Genomic DNA, 20928 nt, shown 5'->3' with positions numbered 1-20928 from the left:
ATGTTTTTGTTATTTTTCGAGCTAGGTGACTAACGTAGTTTAGGAAAGATGATAATCTGGGTTTTATCAAATGTATGATAAGAGGGAAATTGCCTTGTTTAAACAAGGCAATTTCCCTCTTAATAAGTTGTTAGGTTTACGAATGTCAGAGTCAGAATCACTATTATCAAAAATTAGGAATTCATGCTTGTGTGAATCTAACTCTGTGATAAAAGAGTTGGATAATGGGGCGGTTATAAGAATTGGAAGTGGCGTAGCCAAAGCTAGAAAAGAACAACTGTATAAAACATACGAAATAAGGCTTAAATTTATAAGTGATAGGAAGGGCCTACATGCACAGCGGATCAGCAATAGTATTTCTGAGTTTGTGGAAAATTTAATACTGGAAGACCCTGAATATCTTCAAACAGCTAGAGTGAAAGTTAATCCATACGGCTCATATTTAGTTTGGTTTATACCAAATACATTTAAAATAATAGGTTGCATGTTTACAATATCGCAGAGCGAAGTCAGTGATGGAAAACTAGAAGATTTATGGGACGGTAAGATAACCTAACAAAAATACGCACTGGCAAAATTAAATGTTGGCCCATTTTTTGCTTAAGTCAAAGGCCGCAAAGCAGTCCAACATTCAATTTTCTGTGATATAGGCGTTGATGCTTAGGTATTCCCAATGAACCGCGAGTTTATAGAAACAAACGTTGTCAATTTAAACTCCGAAATGTTCGAGAGTACATTTCTAAATGATTGGAGTTATATACTAATAGATCCTGATTTCTTCTTTGGTGGTGAGCTTGCTGATATTGGAATAGATATATTACGAGATTTAGAAAATGCTAGCAAAGATAGTCTATTGTTTTTCTATTTGACGATGTTTTCAGATATTGAATATCCACCGCCTAACTGGGAAGAATTCTATACAACTTTTAGTATCAATGAATCAGATAAATCTCAATGGCAAATGGCTTTTTCTGGTATGTATTTTACTTCAAGTTCATTGAAGTGGTGTGGGGTATATGTAGATACTTTGGGACAAGAATGTGTTGTTTTTGGATCTGATAATCAATTCCTCGAACAACTTAAAAATAATATTCCAGTGTCCGCAGTTTTAGACGCTGAATACATTATGGATATTCAGCGACGCAGGGGCATATAACAATTTAACAATAAAATCCTCAAATTAGGGCGTTGCAAAAGCCGAAGTTAACAAGGCTACTGGGCCAGCGTACTTGGGAACTCGCCAAATTCATCCCCTGTTGGGACATTGCCAAGGTAACAATAAATGATTGAATTATCTGATGAAAACTGGTCTGGGAGTTTACTTTTGGATGCAACATCAAAAGCCCGTGGGCGAATTGATGGGTACTCGTGGTATTTTCAATTAAAAGGTAAATCGCTAGTGGTAGAAATTGCTGATGACCCACAGATTTTACCAAAAGAGTTGCCATTGGTGGGTTTTGGTTGCGGTGGTTGGTTATATGAAAATGAGCAGGTTTCTTCTACCACAAATGAAGAGGCGCTGATCGAGTATATAAACAAGGAATTGTTGCTTGTATTTTCGCTGTTTAAACAAAATAAACTTAACTATATTCCAGCGGTAAGTTGCCCCTGTAGTGAGTGATTAAACCGAAGAAACACCGAATACGCATCAAGTAAGCTTGCTCACATTGTTTAAATTAATGGGTAAAAACAAAGGCGCTTTCATCTATTTTCATTGGCTCAGTTTGTTGGTGTATCTAGCCGCTTATCACTACTTATTATGCCTCTAGCTAAGAAGCTTGAGCTGCAACACAGCAACAGCTACAACGCTGAAATTGGCCTTTCCGGCTGTGAAAATAGTACACCCACTGCATTTATCGCAGAATATTTGCAGTTTGGACGAGTCTTAAGCTTGATCGCAGTGCCATAAGACCACATACTCTTTTACCATTCAGCGAACCCAGTTTATGGATAAATTGGCAGTGGTTGTTCTGGTATATCGGTTGTAAATAGTGCGAACTCATTTAGTCCCACCAGCTTTCTACTCCATTTCAGTAAAAATATAAAAAGGGCGTTTAAGCCCAAGCATAATTAGGAACACAACATGGCAGCTTTTGGTACGGTTTTTATGCCACAAATGGCATTGGCAAAATACGAAGATCAACAATGGGGTGATAGTGAAATTGTCTCGTCTGACAGTATTAGCCTGCACCCTGGTGCACACGTACTTCATTACTCAAGTACTTGTTTTGAAGGCCTTAAAGCCTTTCGTCATGAAGATGGTAGCGTGCATGTCTTTCGTATGGATGCCAACATTAAACGTATGGCGCAATCTGCCGAGTTATTGAGTTTGCCGGCTTTTAAACCTGAGCTATTAGAGCAAATGGTTAAAGACATAGTGGCTAAATTTGCTAGCGAAGTACCCGCTGCACCGGGCTCTATGTACATTCGTCCCACTTTTATCGGCACCGAGCCTGCAATTGGTAAAGCGGCGGCCCCCACTAACTCTGCATTGCTATATGTATTGCTTTCTCCAGTGGGCGACTACTTTGCAGTAGGTGCTAAGCCTTTGCGTTTGTTGCTTGAAGAAAACGGCATGCGCTGTGCGCCACACATGGGTATGGTGAAATCTGGCGGTAACTACGCCAGCGCATTAGGACCAATTAGCCAAGCGCGTAACGAAGTAGACGCCGACCAGGTATTATTCTGCCCAGAGGGTGATGTACAAGAAACGGGCGCAGCAAACTTTATTTTGATTGATGGCGACGAGCTCATTACTAAAGCGCTAGATAGTAGCTTTTTACACGGCGTAACGCGTAACTCTATTCTTACTCTGGCTCGTGATTTAGGCCTGAAGGTAAGCGAACGCCAACTCACCGTAGATGAATTATTAGAACGCGCTGCTAAGCCGGGTTGTGAAGCCGCTTTATCGGGAACAGCTGCAGTACTTACTCCAGTAGGCACCTTAATTCATAAAGGTAAAGAGCATACTGTGGGTAGTGGCGAAGCGGGTGAAACCACCTTAAAACTGCGCCAAGCATTGAATGACATTCAATGGGGTAAAGCCGAGGACCAACATGCTTGGTTAACCACCATTTAGTCTCTTTATCTAACGTTACTATCAGCCCGCATTATGCGGGCTGTTTTGTTTTATAAAGGCGCTATTTTTGCTGCCTTTAAAAATATTTAAATTTTTTTAAATTAATTTAGCCTCGCTTTTGTTTTAGCTGCGATTACTTCGTTGAGATTGTCTTAAACCCTAATTCGTCACAACAAGGTATTCATACAATGCAAAACTTATCTTTCACCTATTCGCCTGTCGCTCGCTCTGTTGCCATTGGCATCGCTCTCGCGGCCTTGACCGCCTGTGGCCAAACTGGCGATGCAGAACAAGCGCAAACCAACCAGCAACCGCCTGCGACTTCTCCCGCTATTCAAGAGCATCAGGCCTTAGTTAAACCTATGCAGCCGATTGCAAAGCTTGAGCAAAGCCAGAAAAGAACGCGAGTGGCTCAGCAATCTCACATGGCCCTTGCTTCGCACTACGCAAACGATGCGGTTTATTATGAAGTGCAAAACAGCGAAAACTACCAAAAATTCGATAACTTGGCGGTTATCTCGGTGGCCGAGCAACCGGTATCTACCTTTAGTGCCGATGTAGACAGCGCCAGTTACGCTAACATGCGTCGCTTTATTAATAATGGGCGACTACCGCCAAAAGATGCGGTGCGGGTAGAAGAGCTGATTAATTACTTCTCTTACGATTACTCTCAATCAGCAAATCAGCAGCTTAGTGAAGAGCAACCGATTGCTATCGATACTTTGCTAACCGCTTCGCCATGGAATGAACACAACCAACTGATTCGCATTGGTGTTAGTGCTTACCAGCCCGATACCGACATTCGCCCGGCGGCTAATGTGGTGTTTTTGGTGGACGTATCGGGTTCGATGCAGTCTCAAGAAAAATTGCCACTGCTTAAGCAATCAATGTTGCTAATGCTTAATCAACTTAAAGCTCATGACAGTGTGGCCATTGTGACTTATGCCAGTGGCACTGGTGTGGCCTTGCCAGCAACTAAAGTGAGTGACAAGCATGCCATTGAAAACGCCATTAATAGTTTAAGTGCCGGTGGCTCAACCAACGGTTCAGCGGGGATTGAATTGGCCTATAGCCAAGCGCAACAAGGCTTTATTGAAGGTGGAATCAACCATGTGTATTTAATGTCTGACGGTGACTTAAACGTGGGCATTACCGATATCGACGAGCTTAAACATAGGATTAGCCAAAAGCGCAAAGCTGGAGTGCAGTTCTCAACCATTGGTTTTGGCACCGGCAATTACAACGACCATCTTATGGAGCAGCTGGCGGATAACGGTAATGGGGTAGCGGGTTATATTGATACCTTGCACGAAGCGCAAAAACTACTGGTTGATCAGCTAGGGAGTAGTTTGTATACCGTGGCGCACGACGTTAAGTTTCAAGTAGAATTTAATCCCACCATGGTGTCTGAATACCGTTTGTTGGGTTACGAGAACCGCCAGCTAGACAGTGCTGATTTTAATAACGACCAGAAAGATGCCGGAGATATGGGGGCAGGCCATAGCGTTACCGCAATTTACGAAATTACTCCAGTAGGTAAGCCGGGTTTAATTGACCCACTGGTATTTCAGCAACAAAAGCAAAACAAAATGGCGGTAAAACCTAAAAATGAAGCCTTAGCTGAAGTGAGGGTTCGTTACAAAAAAGCCCAGTCGGAGGCTTCCAACAAATATACTCAGCGGGTGAAAAACCAAGACTTCACTCACTTTGATAAATTAAGCACCGACGACCAATTTGCTATTGCAGTCGCGGCCTTTGGTCAAAAACTCCGAGCTAGCGAACACCTTGATGATTTGGCTTATCAGGATATTATTGAATGGGCAAACAGCGGCAAGGGCCAAGACCAATTTGGTTATCGCGCAGAGTTTGTTAAGTTAGCAAGGTTAACCAATACCTTAGCACAGCAGAACAATACTCCTCAGCCTGTGCAGTTGCCAGAGCATGAGTACGCTGTGCAGCCATTACCCGTTACTTTACCGGCAAGGATTAATAACTAACACTATGAGCTCAATGAGTGATGAACAGTTGATGCTTGATTATGGACAGCGCGGTAACTTAGCCGCGTTTGACCAACTCTATCAGCGTTACCGAAAAGCCTTGTTTGTGTTTATTCACCAAAAGCTGCCCGAGGCCGCCTGCAATGAAGTATTTCAAGAGGTGTGGGAAGTTATCATCACCCAAGCGGAAGCCTATCAGCTGCCTATTCAAGACAATGCCAGTGAGGTGCCTACGCGGCACTTTAGGGGATTTTTATACACCATTGCTCGGCGACGTATTGCTGATTACTGGCGGGCCAAAGATCGCAAGACTGACGATGCTGAGCAAAATGTTGATGAGTTTGTGTCAGCCTCCAGCCCTGAAGCTGAGCATCAACAGAGCTTGGATAAACAAGTACTGCTGCGTTGCGTATCCTTATTACCGCAAAAGCAGCAAGAGGTATTTAGTTTAAAACAATCTGGCTTGGCGGTAGCGGAAATGAGTCAAGTATTGGGAACCTCTTTTGATGCGATAAAAAGCCGACTTCGAGTCGCTTACCAACAACTTCGCGAATGCTGGGAGAAACATCATGGTTGATAAGCCGACAACAGATTCAACCCCTAGCGACGATGAGATAGATGCCATCTATCAGCAGGCAACAGAGAATATTCAGCCCTCGGAGCTGCTTGATAAACGCATTCAAGCGATGGCAAAAAAACAGGCGGAAACACTAAAGCCAAAGGCTAAGTCTTATTCTTGGGCGAGTGCCCCTTGGTGGGCTAGCGCTGCGTCATTCGCCTGCGTGGGTGTATTAGGCTGGTGGCTGGTTAGTGAAACGAGTGTGCCACCTAGCGAAATACAGTATCAAAGCCATGTGAGTTTGCTACAAGCTCCGCAGCTTGAAGCGCGTAGCGAAAGTGATGAGGCTTTATCTGAAAGTAAACGGAAACAACATGAGTTTATGGTGGCCGAAGCGCGTAAACGCGAAGAAAAGGCGCGCCAGCAGCAAGCCAAACCCAGCACCAAAACAGCCAAAAGACAGGCGGCGGAAGTGCCTGAGCAAGTGATGATAATTCAAGAACGCGCTTTATTTGATGCCGCCTCTACCCAAATGCCCGCTAGTGTAGTTACTGCTAAAGCCACTGAGCAACAGCGCTCCTGTATTGAAAACATCTTGCAAGGTGTTGAAGCAGAACAACTCAAACCGCTATTGGCTAGTGACCTGGCAAAACTAACTGATCTTGTTAAGCCGCAAGACTTACAAGAGATAAGGTGGCAAGGGCGCACTTGGCAGATATTCGAATACGATTTGGCTTGGTTAGTGACTCAGCAAAGCCCAGACGGAAATTTCAAAGAAGGCTATCGTATACCGGGTGGTTTAACGAGAAATTGTCAGCCCTAATTTAGCCTTAGCTGGCAAAAGTGAAAACTGAACTAGACTTGGCTAAGTAAGGTTTAGGAGCTAAGCAAGCTAAATAGCTGGCTTGTGGTAGGTATTATCTTGGAGGTTTCATGAAAGGAATGATTCGACGTTTAATATTGGCTGTTAGTATTGCGGCTGCGGGAGTTGTAGGCGGGGCAACTGCCAATAGCGAGGGCGTGATTAATGTTGCAAGCCAGCACACGGTTAGCCAAACCGCTGAACGGATGCTGCAGATACTCGAGAAAAAAGGCATGACGGTGTTTAATCATATTAAACATGCAGACGGGGCAGCCAAGGTAGGCATTGAGCTTAGAGATACTGAATTAGTGATTTTTGGTAATCCCAAAGTGGGCTCACCGTTAATGCAATGTCAGCAGTTAATGGCCTTAGATTTACCGCAAAAAGCCTTAGTTTGGCAAGATGAAGCAGGCAAAGTGTGGATTTCTTATAACGATCCTCAGTATTTGGCTAAGCGCCACAACATGCAAGGTTGTGAAGCGGTGTTAAGCAAAGTTAGCGGAGCACTAGCGGGTATTTCTAAAGCCGCCGCTAATTAATTGTTGCTGTAAATTGGCAAGCGTAAGCAAAAAGATAGGCTTTGCTTACGCTATTTAAGCCTAAAACTCGTTTTAAAGTTCGAAAGCTCACAAAAAAATCAATGGTTGTTTTGTGAGCTTTACCTCCCAGTTAAATATTGTAATAGGCCTTGGTTCATGCCTGCCTTAAGCACTTATTGATGTAAAACAAAGAAGCCTCCCATCACATTCATATGACATTTACATCATCAATTGAATTAAATAAATTAACCCTAGTGATATTTAGTTGACTAAACTGTCAGCTTATAAGCATCAAAGGGAGTTAGATATGATTAATGGGTTCAAGAGCCGAAGCATTTCAATACAACTACAGTTGATTATTGGATTGATTATTCTGCTCGGACTGAGCGTTATGGCGGCGCTGGTATACAACAAAGCGTCTAAAGCTTTGTTTGAACAGGCGATGGTTGATCATCAGTCTAAAGTTAACGCTGTTGCTTCAATGGTTGCTGGGCAATTTGATGGTTACCTTGAACGGGCTCACGATCTTGAGGCAACATTTCGCAATGGTTACATGAACGGTGTTACCGTTGCCAACCGTGAAGTGAGCTTTGAATCTACTAGCGTTAAAGACATTCACATTCGCGGAGCGTCGCTAATAGGCGCAAACGGTTTTGTTGACCGTTTTACGCGAGATACCAATGCGGTAGCTACTCTGTTTAGCGCCTCTGGCAATGATTTTGTGCGAGTGTCTACTTCGTTGAAAGATAGCCAAGGCGAACGAGCGGTTGGGACCAAACTAGGCGTTAATCATCCCGGTTATAAGGTGCTACTCAGCGGTCAACCTTATCATGCCAAAGTGAGTCTATTTGGTAAGGATTACCTCACCTATTACTACCCCATTAAAAATGATCAAGGAAAAGTGGCAGCCCTAAGCTTTATTGGGGTGCCGATTGACCAAGCCACTGAGGAGATTTTTAGTAATCTCTCTAAGATTAAGTGGGGCGATACGGGCTATACCATTGTGGTGGATAACGATGCTAGTCACCTACTGGGTAACTATTTATTGCACCCTTCGGTTAAGCCTGGCGAGTCTATTATTGACCGCAGAGATTACGCAGGTAATCAGCCCTTTAAAGCGATTTTTAAAGAACCTTCTGGCAGCGTGTTTTATCCCTATGAATATCAAGGTGTAGTCGGCGAGAAATACCTAGTATTTGCTGAAGTGGATGGGTGGAATTGGAAGCTACTGGGTGGCACTTTTGTTAGTGAAATCACTAAGGCGAGCAGCGATTTATTATGGTTGATTGTAGCGGTGTCTATTTCGGTCGCGGTGGTGGTGCTGATTGGTTTGGCTATGCTACTGCGAAGCATGACCAGACCCTTAGAGTTATTAAGTGAAAACATGCAGCGCATGGGCAATGGCGAAATTAGTGTGAGCTTTCAAGGCGGCCGAGCAGAATCTAGCAATGAGGTAGAGCAGCTTAGTGCCGGTGCAAAAGAGATGGCCAACAAATTGAATGTGTTGGTGAGCAGTATTCGAGAAACTAGCAGTGATTTGCAGAGTAAATCTAACGGTGTTTATAAAGATGCTGAGCATAGCCTAGGCCAGTTAGACTCTCAGCAAGCACAAGTTGACCAAGTGGCTGCCGCGATTGAAGAAATGTCGTCTTCTGCGGCCTCTGTAGCTCAGCAAGTCGAGGAAATTGCGGTGAGTGTGAGAGAGGCAGACAACAATACTCAGGAGGGCGCACAACTGGTTGAGCGCATGGTGAATGAGATTGATTTGCTCAATCAACAACTGCATTCATCTGCTGAAGCCATTGAGCTAGTGGGCCAAGAGAGTAACAATATTCAAGATGTTACTCGAATGATTAACGATATTGCCGACCAAACCAACTTGTTGGCCTTAAACGCCGCGATAGAAGCCGCTCGCGCTGGCGAACAAGGCCGTGGTTTTGCGGTGGTTGCTGATGAGGTGAGAACCTTAGCACAACGTACTCAGGAATCGGTGAAAGAAGTCGAAGGCATTATTGGCAAACTACAAAACAGCACCAATAACGCGGTGAAAATGATGAGCGAAAGCCAAAAACGCGGAGAGTTTTTTACCGAACATGCCGCACAAACTGGCGAAGCACTTAATGGCATTACTGAGCAAGTGGCGAGCATTGCCAGTCAGTCGGTGACCATTGCAGCGACTACTGAGCAGCAATCGCAAGTATCACAAGAAATTGCGGCTAATGCTTCTCAAATTAGTAACTTAACCAGCGATAGCCGCACTACCGCGGCGCAAACGGCAAATAGTGCGACTCATCTACAAGATCTGTCGCAAGAGTTACACCAGCAGGTGGCGCAATTTAGTTAACACGACTAATACTATCGTCAGTGTGGCTGGCGATAGTATGTTGTTATCCGCTAAAGCGGCGACGAAACTCACGTGGGCTTAAGCCGATCACTTTAATAAACACTTTTCGAAACGCTCCTGGGTCTTCGTAACCCACCTTTAGCGCAATAGCCTCAAGTTTAAGCTGACTATTTTCAATTAACTCGCAGGCCTTTTGCACTCTTAACTTTTGCAAATATTGAATAGGTTTTAAGCCGGTTGCTTTTACAAAGCGGCGTAACAAGGTACGTTCAGTAAGAAAGCACTGTTGGCAAAGTAGGGCAATGTTGATTGATGTGGGGTAATGGCTCTGCAAAAAATGCTGCACTTTAATGATGTCATTATCGCCATGCTCGAAACTAGGTTTAAAACTTTGATAATAACGCTGCTCGCGCAGCCCAGTATCAATCACCATGTTTTTACCCAGTTGGCGCATTATCCCTGGGTGGGTACATTGTGCAACCAACTCCAAGCCTAAATCTAACCAAGACATCACGCCCCCTGCGGTAATAACATCTCCATCGTTGATGAGTATGGCGTCACTTTGCAGTTTTACATCTGGGTAATGCTTAGCAAATTCATCGGCTAGGCCCCAATGAGTAGTTACAGTGCGCTGCTTTAACACACCCGTTTTGGCAAGAATAAATGCGCCAGCACAAGCAGAACTTAACAGCACCCCGTGTTGATGTTGCTTGCTTAGCCAGTTGATAAAGTTTTGGCTAGGCGCTAAGTAATACTGATCTTTCAGGCTCGGTGGCACAACAATGATTTGCTGTGAGTTGTTCGCTTTTTGCGGAACCTTATCTGTACATTGTTCTGGTGTAAGCTGTTGGCAGGTAAAGCGGTGGTTATGCTGCATTGATTCCGTTATATCGTTGGCTAAGCTAAGCATTTCTTGAAGGCCAAACACTGCTGATTGTAATGCTCCCGGATAATTAATAACAGTAATAGACGTTGATGTAGTCATGGTAAAAGCTTACTCACATTTAGTATGTTTTGAGGACGAAGGTCTTATAGAACAAACACCTAGCTTCGACCATTGGTAAACTACGAAGTTGCATTTCTCTGGGAATAAAATGCGGGTTTCCCGGTCTTATAGTTTGTTGCTGTATTACTTACAGCTTTACTTGAAAACCAATGTTGGTATAAGTACTCACTTGCTATTGCCTTATTAGTCCAAACTATGTTGTTTAAACAAGAACAGTTTAAAGCCACCGTAAGCCTATTACTGCTCGCAGTAATGTTAAGCGTGTGCGTGGCGAAAAACATCGGGCTTAAGGTAACGTGTCCACAAGCACATGTGGCGAGTGAAGAGCTTGCTGGTGGGCTTGTTATTAATGAAGGTTGTCAACTTAGCGAGCACGTTTTACAGCAGCAACAAAATGTAGAGCAAGTATTTGTGGTGGTGTTGTTTTTGGCCTTCGCAACTTTGGCTGCCCAGAGTGCAGGCTATACACTGCCTTTTGCTAAACCCACTATTCCTCCTCCGCGACGGCTGTATTGTAGCCAGTGTCATTTTCGAGAATAAAACTGAACGCTTTCTCTCGCGTTTACTTTTTTCATTTTTGGAGATGATATTGAACATTTTATTACGACTAATGCTGCTGTTTAGCTTGGCGTTTTCTACCATGGTATTTGCTCAAAGTACTGCTTGGCTTAGCTCACCTCAACATCCCCCTGCTCAAGTACGGCTTATGCTTACCGGCGAGTTAGACGCCGCAACCCAGCGTTTACCTGCGGTTTTGCAAGTTAAGTTGGAAGACGATTGGAAAACCTATTGGCGCTCACCTGGTGAGGGTGGTGTTGCTCCTAGCATTGATTGGCAAGGTTCGAGCAATTTCGAATCGGCTGAATGGTTGTGGCCAGTTCCACAGCGTTATTCATTGCTAGGTCTAGAAACTTACGGTTATCAGCATAGTGTTGATTTCCCGCTATTACTGACTGTGGCTTCCTTAACCCAAGCCACTAAGTTGCAAGGGGTTCTTACCTTATCTACGTGCACCAATGTATGTGTGCTTACCGACTATCCCTTCAGCTTAGATTTTATTCCTGAACAGCTACGGGTAGACAGCGAAGCCATGTATTTATACAACAAGGCCAAGGTAGCGGTTCCACAGGTAGTGAGTGGGAATAACAGTGAGTTTATTTGGGATGCAAATCAGCAACGGCTGCAAGTAAATTTGGCCAAAGGCGTAGATTGGCAACAACCTACTGTGCTGGTGGACGGTGACCCTGATACCACCTTTAAGTTGTTGCAGTTAGAACAAAGTGCCAATGGCCTGAGCGCCATATTCAATGGCGAAAACTGGCTTGGTGAGCCAGAACTATTGGGTAATACGCTCAAGGTAAGTGTATTTGATAAGCAGCACGCTTATGAATATCACGCAACAGTACAAGCTGGCGCAGTAATGCTTGAATCTGTTTCTTGGTTTAAGTTGTTGGCGTTTGCCTTATTGGGCGGCATAATCTTGAACATTATGCCCTGTGTATTACCGGTACTTGGCATGAAGCTTAGCTCGGTGATTGCTGCACCTCATCAACAACAGGCACACATTCGCCGTCAATTTGTGGCGTCTGCCGCGGGTATTGTGGCGTCGTTTTGGCTGTTGGCGGGCTTTGTATTGTTACTTAAGTTTAGTGGCCAAGCCGTGGGGTGGGGCGTGCAGTTTCAGCAGCCTTGGTTTATTGCTTTCATGGTACTGGTGACAGGCTTGTTTGCTATAAACATGCTCGGTGCTTTTGACATTAGTTTACCTTCTTCTTGGCAGACTCGCTTAGCCACCAGCGGCGACAACAACTACTTAGGGCACTTTTTACAGGGCATGTTTGCTACCTTGCTAGCCACGCCATGCAGTGCGCCATTTTTAGGCACTGCGGTAGCTTTTGCATTAGGCGCCGACACCACGAGCTTATTGGTGATATTTACAGCCTTAGCATTAGGTATGGCCTTGCCTTGGTTATTGGTCGCTGCTTTTCCTCGTTTAGCTCAAGCGCTGCCAAAGCCCGGTAAATGGATGGGCACAGTGAAGCTAATTTTTGCACTAATGCTGCTGCTCACCTGTTTATGGCTAGTTAGTCTATTGGCAAACTATGTAGCAACGCCAATATTGCTTGCTGTTGTGACTTTGCTGTTGTTGGTATTTGTTTTGATTTTAGCTAAACAGCATGGCGCAAAAGTACTGCTGATTAGTTTAAGTTCAATGGTCTTGTTAGGCGGTGGTGTCGCTTTACTTGGTGCCTTAACCAGTGAGCGGTGGGCTAAAGCCTTGCCTACCGATTTAGTCTGGCAGCCTTTACAACAAAGCAATATTGCTGAGCAGGTTAAGCAGGGAAACGTTGTGTTTGTAGACGTCACCGCCGACTGGTGCATTACCTGTAAAGCCAATAAAGTAGGGGTGATATTACAAAACCCTACTTATAGCTTATTAAAGCAGCCTTCGACCCGCTTAGTGAAAGGCGACTGGACCAAGCCTTCTAATCAGGTGAGTACATTTTTGCAAAGCTATCAGCGCTTTGGCGTGCCATTTAACATTGTTTATGGCCCTGCGGCTCCACAAGGTATCGCACTTCCCGTTATATTAAGCCACCAAGCCATAGAGCAAGCGTTCGCTCAAGCTGCTGGCTCTGCTATTCGAATTCAGGAGTAAATCTATGATGACTTCAATCACTATTTCCATCATTAAAGCAACGATGAATAAGGCGGCTTTTTTGCTGATCAGCCTAGTATTTTTAGCATTCAACAGTGCACAAGTAAATGCTGAAACATCGAGCTTTAGTGATGAACAACGTGCCGAGCTTAAGCTACTTATCCGCGATGCGATGGTAGAGGATCCAGAGATACTGCGTGATGCGATTATCGCCTTTCAAGCATATCAAGAGCAGCAACAGCAATTAGGTGTAAAAGGCGTCATTCAACAACAAGCAGACCATTTGTTTAATAACCCCAATGACCCTTGGATGGGCAGCGATAAGCCGAGTATTACCATTGCCTATTTTACCGATTTTAACTGCCCTTACTGTAAGCGAGTAGAACCTTCGCTGGCCAAATTAGTTGAAGAATATCCGCAACTGCGGGTGGTGATTAAAATGGTACCGGTATTGGGCCCAAGCTCAGAAGAAGCGGCAATGTTTGCTCAAACTCTTTGGTTAGAACAACCGCAACAGTTTATGGCTTTACATAACAAGCTAATGGCTAGCCCAAGCCGTTTGACCAGTGAGTCTATCGCCAAAGTCGCTAAACTAACGAGCAGTGAAAAGTCACTCGAAGCCTCTAAACAAAATGCTCTGGTAAAACAGATTCTCGATGGCAATATTCGATTAATGGAGCAATTAGGCATTGGTGGTACGCCAAGTTTGGTTTTCTCCAACGATGTGATACCCGGTTTGGTGGCTTACGAGCAAATAAAGCAGGCAATTGACGCTGAGCTAAATACTAAGGAGCAAACACATGGCGAATAAGATTTGGAGCGCCTTTAAACAACTTATATCGCTACTGTTTTTTGTTACGGTGATAAGCATTGGTGTAGACCTTTGGCGCTCACAAGATCTGCCAGAAGGTCAGCTGCCTCAGCTAAGTGCTCAAGGTGTTAATGGCGAGTCGATTGATTTACATGCATTAAGCGAAAATGAACCGGTACTGGTATATTTTTGGGGCTCTTGGTGTGGTGTATGCAACTTTGTTAGCCCTGCGGTAAACACCATGGCTAATCACTTTAACGTGGTTACGGTGGCGTTACGCTCTGGTAATCAAAGCAAGGTGCAAGCCTACTTAAACCATCATGACTATCAATTTAACGTAGTTAATGACCCGCAAGGGCAGTTGGGGTCGCTATGGGGCGTTGGTGTAACACCCACTTTGATGGTGATAAAAGACGGCGAACTGAAACACTACACTGCTGGCTTTACCACGTTGCCAGGAATGTGGTGGCGCATGCTGGTGTCTTAACTGTATTGAAACGAGAGAAAAGCCACATCTAGCGTTGTGGCTTTTCCTATTCTAGTGTGTCTAAAGTCGCGTTATCTACAATTTGTTGATAACGGCCAGAGCTTTTTAACTTAGCGAGGCCACGGTTAAATGCAGCTAATAGCAGTTGATTTCGCTCACTATTTTTCTTTGAGAAAATCACATGGGTATAGGTTTGTTGTACCGACTTAGGATGGTAGGTAAACAGAGCGGCTTGTTCCGCGGTAAAGTGTTGTTGAATGAGTGTTTTTCCCACCATGATGTCGGAAGGAAACAGCTGAACTCTATCAAGCAGCATTTTCTTAAAGTTAAGCAAATCCGAAGAGACATATTCTACATTAATCTCTTCATTTTTAGCCGCAGAGTCAAAGGCATGACCATATGTATAGAGTTCGGTCGCGCCAATTCTATATCCATGTAAATCGCTTATATTTTGCCATTCAAATGGCTCACTGCTGAGATGAAAAAATACCTTTGTGTGCCAAAATACCGGGTCACTAAACAGCACTTCTTGCTCTTTTTGCTCGGTTTTAGCCCAGGTTAAAGAGCCATCTACCTCTCCTTGTTTCACGTACATGTAAGCGCGTGCCCACGGTAAAAATTGGTATTCAACTTGGTAACCCTCTAAGGCAAAGGCTTGACGAACTATCTCAGAGTAAAAACCTTGGTGAGGAAGGTGTTTAGAGGTAAAGGGTGGCCACTCACTATTAGTAAGAGTGATCAGTTCTGCACTTTTAAGGGGCGTAGATAACACTCCTAGGCCCACACAGCCTGCAAATATTAATCGGCGAAAGTACTGAGAAATAAGCAAACCCAATCCTTAGTTTAGGGAGACTAGCGAAATCCATTTCATTGTTTATTAAAGCAGCAATTAGCGTTTAGTGATAGTGTGTTTATTATGTAATTAAATAATAGCGATATAGATCTGAACAAAGTTGCTGAGCCAAATTACGGCTCTCGAACGTAGTGACTTTGAACTAGTTGGTCTAGCAATACAGTAGTTTTTTGGTGCTTGAAGCGTTTGATGCTAGGTAGGTCACCAAACAGAGGGGCGCCTCCACCTAAAAGCATAGGAAAGCGCGTAAGAATAAGTTCGTCGATGAGGTCTTGAGCTAAAAACTGCTGAATGGTAAGTCCTCCATCAATATACAAGTTATTGAAACCCTGTTGATTAAGCTGATTTACTAGAGTTGTTAGCTCACCGTTCATTAGCCGCACATCGCCTGTAAACCCTTCTGGTAATTTTTTTAGGCTGTTACTTAATACCATTACTGGTTTGCTGTAAGGCCATTCACAATCAAAGCTGATTACCTTTTCAAAGGTGTTTCTGCCCATGACTAAAGCATCAATACTTTCAATAAATGCGTTGTAACCTAAGTCCATCCCTTCTGGGTTTGGCACGCTTTCTAACCACTCTAAACCATCATTTTTATCGGCGATAAAGCCATCTAGGCTGACTGCGATGTATACGATATTCGACATTTAATTGCTCCCGATAATCAAAAAGATCTTTAAGTGAGTGCGTCTAACGCTTGAAATAGCGTGTATTACACATATAATTCTACACTGTAGAATTATATGTGTAGGTTAACGAATAATGACTAAAGTGGTCAAGCAAAAACAGCGTGGCAGGCCTAAGCAAAATGCCAACTCACTGACAAAGCAGAAGATTTTGTTGCAGGCAACAGCGTTACAGCAAGAGTCTGGTAAAGTGCCTAGCATAAGGCAGCTAGCCGCAGCTTTACAGGTTGACCCAATGGCTATTTATTACTATTTCGATAATAAAAACGCCTTGTTAGAAGCGTTAACGCTGACCTTGATTGAAGGCATTTATCAGCCGCAAGCCTCTGAGTTGGATCCACTAAGTAATCACTTCTGGAAGTGGGAGTTAACACGTTTATGTGAAAGCTATTTACTGCTGTTACAACAAAATGCGGGTTTATTGACTACTTTGCTGTCGATGAAAACACATGGCCCTGCAGAGTTATTTAGCCAGCGTTTTAGTTTGATATTAAGGCCGCTGAACCTTAGCCAAGAACATATAGAGCAAGCATTGCATTTATTGGTGGATTACCTACATGGTTTTGCTTTAGCAGTAAGTTGCAACAAGACCGAAGACCCTCTAACCATGCGAGTAGACGACAAGGTGATGGCATTTTTTGTTGACGCGCTAGCAGCTAAATCGACTGGTTAAATTAATTGCTGAATAATCCCCCTTAAGGGAAGCTCACTTCTTGTTGGCTGTCTAACCAGGTCGGGTATTTTTGCATGATTGAACGAAACAATGCCGAATCAATGAACTGCTTTAACCAAGCTTGTAGCTGTGGGTAGGGGGCTTGCTCAAACCACTGTAAATCTACCGAGGCAAACTGGCGAATAAAAGGTAATAAGGCCATATCTGCGAGGCTTAATTGCTCGCCCATTAGGTAGCGACTTTGGCTAAGTTGTCGTTCCATTTTTAGTAAAAACAGCTCGCCTTGCTGGCGGTAGTCTTCGGGGCTTTGTTCGGGAAAGCGCACCGCGTATTTGTATTTATCGAGTGCAGTTTTAAATTGTCCGTCGTTCTCTTCTACCCATTGCAGCATTTTGTTGTGATTGGGAGAAAGCCATGCTTGTGGATCGGCTTGTTCAAGTGCCCACAACATAATCTCAACGCTTTCTTCAATCACTTCACCGTTTTCAAGCTTTAATACGGGCACTGTGCCCTTGGGTGAAAGCGCGAGCATTTCCTCTGGCTTGTTTTTCAGCAGTATTTCTCTGAGCAACACAGGTGTTTGGCTTATAGCAATGGCTAGGCGGGCGCGCATTGCATAAGGACAACGGCGAAAAGAATAGAAAGTGGCAGGCATAAGAGATGTTTAGTTTAGGTTCTGTTGGGCTGACCATACCCAGTTGCTCTTTAGCTGGCAAGTGTTGCTTGGTCTGTTATTTCTTTATTAATTTTCGCAGTGGTTGATGAAAAGGTGTTTATTCAAGCGGTAAAAAATAGCGAGAATGGGTTAATTGTGAACTTGCGGTTTTATTTAAACGCAATTTTGTCTCATTCGTAGCTAAAGGGTGTTGATAAAGATTTGATTTAATATTATTTTTTCTACCGCTAGAAAAAATGGAGTGAGAAAGTTCTTTAGGAACCTTTCTTACATTTACGTTTGTAAGCTCGTTTACAGATGTCTCAATTGATTGAACTAGGAAAGTACATGAAATTTATTTTTGCGTTTGTTGCTCTTTTTACCCTCTCTTTTTCATCTAATGCTGCGTACACCGCTAACGTTACCTCAACGATTCAATGGGTAAAGATTTATAACAACAGCACTATTTACTTCAAGTTAAACGACCACCCTGACACGGCTTGTGATTATGATTACTTCATTGTTGATTCGTTAATGGATGATGCGATGACAGAACGATTTTATACAACTCTTTTATCAGCAAAAACAACCAATGCAACAGTACTAGTTGGTTATGGAACTGATGTTGAAGATTGCCGTAGTGGTCGTTCACTCGCTTACGCTTTAACTCATTACTAAGCTATATCGGCTAAAAGAAAAAGGAGGCGCTGAGCCTCCTTTTTTTATGGTTCTTTAAGTAGGAGCGACTTAGTTACAAACTGAGCCAGTTACTGTTGGGATTGGGGCGGGGGCGTTGGCTACGCCTTTATTGCCTTGCAAACCAAAGGTAACAGATTGCCCAGGTTGTATTTGGCCATTCCATGCTAGTGCTACTGCATTGTATGGGTTTGCACCGCTGATGGTGGCATTCCATCCGTTGCTCATGGTTGAGCCGTCACTATAGCTCCAGTTTACATCCCATGAGTTAATCACTGAGCTTGTATTGTTAGCAATGGTAATATTTGCAACAAAACCAGAGCCCCATTCGTTGTCGATGGTGTACGTACAATTAGCGACTACAGGTGCTTCGCTTACGATGATGGTTTTGCTCGTGGTATCTACACCGCCTTTACCATCATCAACACTAAGCATTGCGCTGTAGCTTCCCACTGCCTGATAGCTGTTGCTTGCATTGACTCCAGTGGCGGTATTGGTATCACCAAACGCCCAGCTGTAGCTAAGGGTATCGCCATCTGCATCGCTTGAGCAGCTAGCATCAAAGGCCACAGGGTCACCAACATACGCTGAGGTTGGTGTTGCGGTAAAACATGCTTCTGGAGGAAAGTTACTATTTGGGTCTTCTATCGTTACCGTCACCGTTGCTGGATCTGAGGTAAGCTGCTCATCATCGGTAACCGTATAGGTAAAGCTATCCACTCCCACATAGCCAGTATTAGGCGTGTAAGTTACTTGCGGACCAGTACCACTTACCACGCCATTGCTGGCTTGGCTGTAGCTGTAACTAACAATGCTACCGTTGCTGTCGCTACCTTCTAAGGTAATGCTGGCAGGCGTGTCAATATTCGTGCTGGCGCTAATATCTTTAGCCGTTGGTGGGCAGTTCACATCACAGCTTATCGGGAACAAATCCTCAAATAGAGCATTGGCTGTAGCTACGTCAACCTGTGCCCAGTATCGGTGATAGGTGTATGTTGGGTCGCGGTCTTCGCTAATCGCATTTTGTAATTCAACGTAACCTGGATCGGTATCGTTATAGAAAGGACGCATACTGCTAAAAGTAGTGTTTGCGTTTAGGTCTGCGCCTACTGCATTTACGCCGCTCCAGCCTGCAGGGAAGTATACCGGGTCGTTAATTCTGTCTCGGTAATCGCCGCGTGATTCAGGTGCTGATACCCCTTTGTCGGTGCGGTGGTTTGCCCAAAATCTGTCTAAGATATTCTGAGCAGCATCTTTAGCACCTTGGTGAACTTGCCCTTGGTGTTTTTCTTCAGCGGCCGCGTAATACATCAAGGCTTTAGCTAAGCTGTGAGCTACACCTACATCTTGGTTTTGCGACGTCACCGTTACGTGTAAGTTGGTATTAGCTTGTGGGTTTGCTGGGTCCCATTTTTCTGGTAAGCCGCTAAATTCGAGGCCAGCAGCCAACTTAACATCGTTATTGCTAAAGTCGAGTACTGCTAAGCCTGTAGCTGGAGTGCTATCTAGGATCCAGCCAATCCATTTATCCATAATCGCTTTAGCACGGGTTTCGCCAGTAATGTAGTAGTACTCGGCTACGCGCTCGGTACCCCATGCTTGCCAGCCAAACCACGTGCCTGAACCTGGATCTTCATACACTGGGTTTTCGTCGTACACCATGCCGTAGAAGGTCGCGTCTTGGCGCTCTATCGGATAAGTAGAGTAAGTGCCGTTCCAACTATTGGTTGCCCCGCCAGAAAATGCACCTTCTGCCGATTGAGTCCATTGGAAAAACTCGAGAGAGCGCTCTAAACCTACCGTCCAATCTTCTACCGAGTTAGGAGCCAGTGGTTTTAGCTCTGGGATTTGAGATAGTGCGTACGCAGCCATAGGGTTTTGGTAGGCGTAGTGAATATGGCTAGAGCCAATGCGCCAGCCCCAGTTCTGGCTAGTATCAATTGGGCCGCCCCAAGAGTAATACCACGACATTAAATAGTGGGCAGAATCATAGCCAGTGCCTGCGCTACCTTGTTCATCTTGTGAGCCAATTTTTTTGAAGTATTTATCAAACATGGCTAAACGCAGGTAGTCGCCCATTTTTGAGGTTTTAGCCATTAAGCCAGGCGCCACTACTTCTGGGTCTACACCTTGGTCTTTCATCCATTGCAGTGCCCAGTACATAACTTGTACCACACGTGCATCGGCATCGGGTGCATTGGTGTAACGCCACTGCGCAGCAGGTGCTTGCGGCTCCGACACAAACAAATCTAAAAAGCCGTACTGGCCACCCCACTTAAACTCTTCCCAAGACGGGTGGGGGACAGTTTCCCACACCGATTCTTGCTCGCCACGTTGAAAGGTATTGATGTAAGAAGGGGTAGAGACGCCGTCGCCTAAGTTGCCATATTTGTAGGTATTGTCCATATCCAGTAGCCAGTGCATACCGTATACGTCCCAGGTTCCGTAGGTGCTTGCTAGCCCAGCACTAATGGGGTCTTCACCCACTGCTGCGCCTGAATCAAGCGCCAGTGGATAACTGGACGGTAATGGTCCCTCTGGCACATAAGTGGCTTTGCCTGATGCATAATTTGCTGCCGTTGGCTGCATGGCCGAAGTAGGAATAATTTGGGTTTCAATGATTTCCCAAGCGTCGATTAGTGGTTGCCAATCACCGGTAATTTTACCGTGCACTGCTTCTAACCACAGGATGTATGAGTAGGCTTCTGAGGTTGACTCATGGCCATGGTCTGGCGCTTCAATAATAAAGGTTTCGATAGAATGGTAAGGGCCGCCGTCAGCGCTTAAGTAGCCATTTTCGGGATTATAGATCTCGTTACGCATTTCGGTAAATCTATCTTGATATACCCCTGCATTTGCCACGCTACTTAAACCTGCTGTAGCAAGTGCAACGGCAATAGATAGGCGTAAAGAGGGGCGTTTAATTTTGCTTTTAGCCAGCTTGGACTGCTTGCTAGATGTTTTAGATAAAAACATGTGAATCTCCGTTTCATGTGAAAATACTCATCGTGTAGATGAGTTG

General features: G+C 44.4%; 20 protein-coding genes. 15 read left to right on the top strand and 5 right to left on the bottom strand.

All coding sequences use genetic code 11. The annotated features are described in order from the left end of the window. The first annotated feature begins 142 nt into the window (after positions 1-142). From FFR00_RS01925 to FFR00_RS01885, 9 genes are all read left to right on the top strand, one after another. Positions 143-556 (top strand): hypothetical protein, encoded by a 414-nt coding sequence (locus FFR00_RS01925; RefSeq protein WP_137671670.1) that lies wholly within the window; start codon positions 143-145, stop codon positions 554-556. A 117-nt stretch (positions 557-673) separates the two neighbouring features. Continuing rightward, a complete protein-coding gene (locus tag FFR00_RS01920; RefSeq protein WP_137671669.1) occupies positions 674-1156 on the top strand; it encodes a hypothetical protein in 483 nt (160 codons plus the stop codon). 126 nt (positions 1157-1282) lie between these two features. Next, the gene (locus FFR00_RS01915) at positions 1283-1621 is read left to right on the top strand and encodes a hypothetical protein (RefSeq protein ID WP_137671668.1); all 339 of its coding nucleotides are present in this window, start codon (positions 1283-1285) and stop codon (positions 1619-1621) included. Between the two features lie 462 nt (positions 1622-2083). Next, positions 2084-3079 (top strand): branched-chain amino acid aminotransferase, encoded by a 996-nt coding sequence (locus tag FFR00_RS01910; protein WP_137671667.1) that lies wholly within the window; start codon positions 2084-2086, stop codon positions 3077-3079. Between the two features lie 188 nt (positions 3080-3267). Continuing rightward, positions 3268-5076 (top strand): VWA domain-containing protein, encoded by a 1809-nt coding sequence (locus FFR00_RS01905; protein ID WP_137671666.1) that lies wholly within the window; start codon positions 3268-3270, stop codon positions 5074-5076. 13 nt (positions 5077-5089) lie between these two features. Next, positions 5090-5653: an RNA polymerase sigma factor gene (locus tag FFR00_RS01900; protein ID WP_161985071.1), complete on the top strand. Its 564-nt coding sequence runs from the start codon at positions 5090-5092 to the stop codon at positions 5651-5653. Continuing rightward, on the top strand, positions 5646-6458 hold the full coding sequence (locus FFR00_RS01895) for a hypothetical protein (RefSeq protein WP_137671664.1): 813 nt from the start codon (positions 5646-5648) through the stop codon (positions 6456-6458). The genes FFR00_RS01900 and FFR00_RS01895 overlap by 8 nt, the downstream gene beginning before the upstream one ends. Positions 6459-6568: 110 nt before the next feature. Further along, on the top strand, positions 6569-7036 hold the full coding sequence (locus tag FFR00_RS01890; protein ID WP_137671663.1) for a DUF302 domain-containing protein: 468 nt from the start codon (positions 6569-6571) through the stop codon (positions 7034-7036). Positions 7037-7343: 307 nt separating this feature from the next. Continuing rightward, complete coding sequence (locus tag FFR00_RS01885) at positions 7344-9380, top strand: methyl-accepting chemotaxis protein (protein ID WP_137671662.1); 2037 nt, start codon at positions 7344-7346, stop codon at positions 9378-9380. 43 nt (positions 9381-9423) lie between these two features. Here the strand turns inward: FFR00_RS01885 and FFR00_RS01880 are convergent, their stop codons facing one another. Further along, the gene (locus tag FFR00_RS01880; RefSeq protein WP_137671661.1) at positions 9424-10365 is read right to left on the bottom strand and encodes a GlxA family transcriptional regulator; all 942 of its coding nucleotides are present in this window, start codon (positions 10363-10365) and stop codon (positions 9424-9426) included. Between the two features lie 216 nt (positions 10366-10581). Between FFR00_RS01880 and FFR00_RS01875 the strand changes: the two genes are divergently transcribed. The 4 genes from FFR00_RS01875 to FFR00_RS01860 are packed head-to-tail and all read left to right on the top strand — an operon-like array spanning position 10582 to position 14343. Then, on the top strand, positions 10582-10926 hold the full coding sequence (locus tag FFR00_RS01875; RefSeq protein ID WP_137671660.1) for a hypothetical protein: 345 nt from the start codon (positions 10582-10584) through the stop codon (positions 10924-10926). Between the two features lie 43 nt (positions 10927-10969). Further along, entirely contained in the window at positions 10970-13045 is a 2076-nt protein-coding gene (locus tag FFR00_RS01870) for a protein-disulfide reductase DsbD domain-containing protein (RefSeq protein ID WP_137671659.1), read from the top strand. Between the two features lie 4 nt (positions 13046-13049). Beyond that, positions 13050-13856: a DsbA family protein gene (locus FFR00_RS01865; RefSeq protein WP_137671658.1), complete on the top strand. Its 807-nt coding sequence runs from the start codon at positions 13050-13052 to the stop codon at positions 13854-13856. Then, on the top strand, positions 13846-14343 hold the full coding sequence (locus FFR00_RS01860) for a protein disulfide oxidoreductase (protein WP_137671657.1): 498 nt from the start codon (positions 13846-13848) through the stop codon (positions 14341-14343). The genes FFR00_RS01865 and FFR00_RS01860 overlap by 11 nt, the downstream gene beginning before the upstream one ends. 46 nt (positions 14344-14389) lie before the next feature. Here the strand turns inward: FFR00_RS01860 and FFR00_RS01855 are convergent, their stop codons facing one another. Both FFR00_RS01855 and FFR00_RS01850 read right to left on the bottom strand, forming a co-directional pair. Further along, positions 14390-15172: an ABC transporter substrate-binding protein gene (locus tag FFR00_RS01855; RefSeq protein WP_161985070.1), complete on the bottom strand. Its 783-nt coding sequence runs from the start codon at positions 15170-15172 to the stop codon at positions 14390-14392. A gap of 137 nt (positions 15173-15309) precedes the next feature. Beyond that, on the bottom strand, positions 15310-15843 hold the full coding sequence (locus FFR00_RS01850) for a dihydrofolate reductase family protein (RefSeq protein WP_137671655.1): 534 nt from the start codon (positions 15841-15843) through the stop codon (positions 15310-15312). A gap of 115 nt (positions 15844-15958) precedes the next feature. Here FFR00_RS01850 and FFR00_RS01845 point away from each other — a divergent pair, with 115 nt between their 5' ends. Then, positions 15959-16555, top strand: coding sequence for a TetR/AcrR family transcriptional regulator (locus tag FFR00_RS01845; RefSeq protein ID WP_137671654.1), 597 nt, complete (start codon positions 15959-15961; stop codon positions 16553-16555). Positions 16556-16577: 22 nt separating this feature from the next. On the opposite strand, the gene FFR00_RS01840 is transcribed toward FFR00_RS01845, so the two are convergent. Further along, a complete protein-coding gene (locus tag FFR00_RS01840) occupies positions 16578-17210 on the bottom strand; it encodes a glutathione S-transferase (protein WP_137671653.1) in 633 nt (210 codons plus the stop codon). Positions 17211-17558: 348 nt separating this feature from the next. On the opposite strand from FFR00_RS01840, the gene FFR00_RS01835 reads away from it, so the two are divergent. Then, entirely contained in the window at positions 17559-17888 is a 330-nt protein-coding gene (locus FFR00_RS01835; RefSeq protein WP_137671652.1) for a hypothetical protein, read from the top strand. Between the two features lie 69 nt (positions 17889-17957). Here the strand turns inward: FFR00_RS01835 and FFR00_RS01830 are convergent, their stop codons facing one another. After that, entirely contained in the window at positions 17958-20882 is a 2925-nt protein-coding gene (locus FFR00_RS01830; RefSeq protein WP_137671651.1) for a glycoside hydrolase family 48 protein, read from the bottom strand. Positions 20883-20928 lie beyond the last annotated feature (46 nt).

Origin of the sequence: Agarivorans sp. Toyoura001, assembly GCF_005405585.1 — a bacterium.
Classification (GTDB): Bacteria; Pseudomonadota; Gammaproteobacteria; order Enterobacterales; family Celerinatantimonadaceae; genus Agarivorans.
Note: the sequence above shows the minus strand (reverse complement) of the source record. Positions and strands in the feature narration are given on the sequence as shown.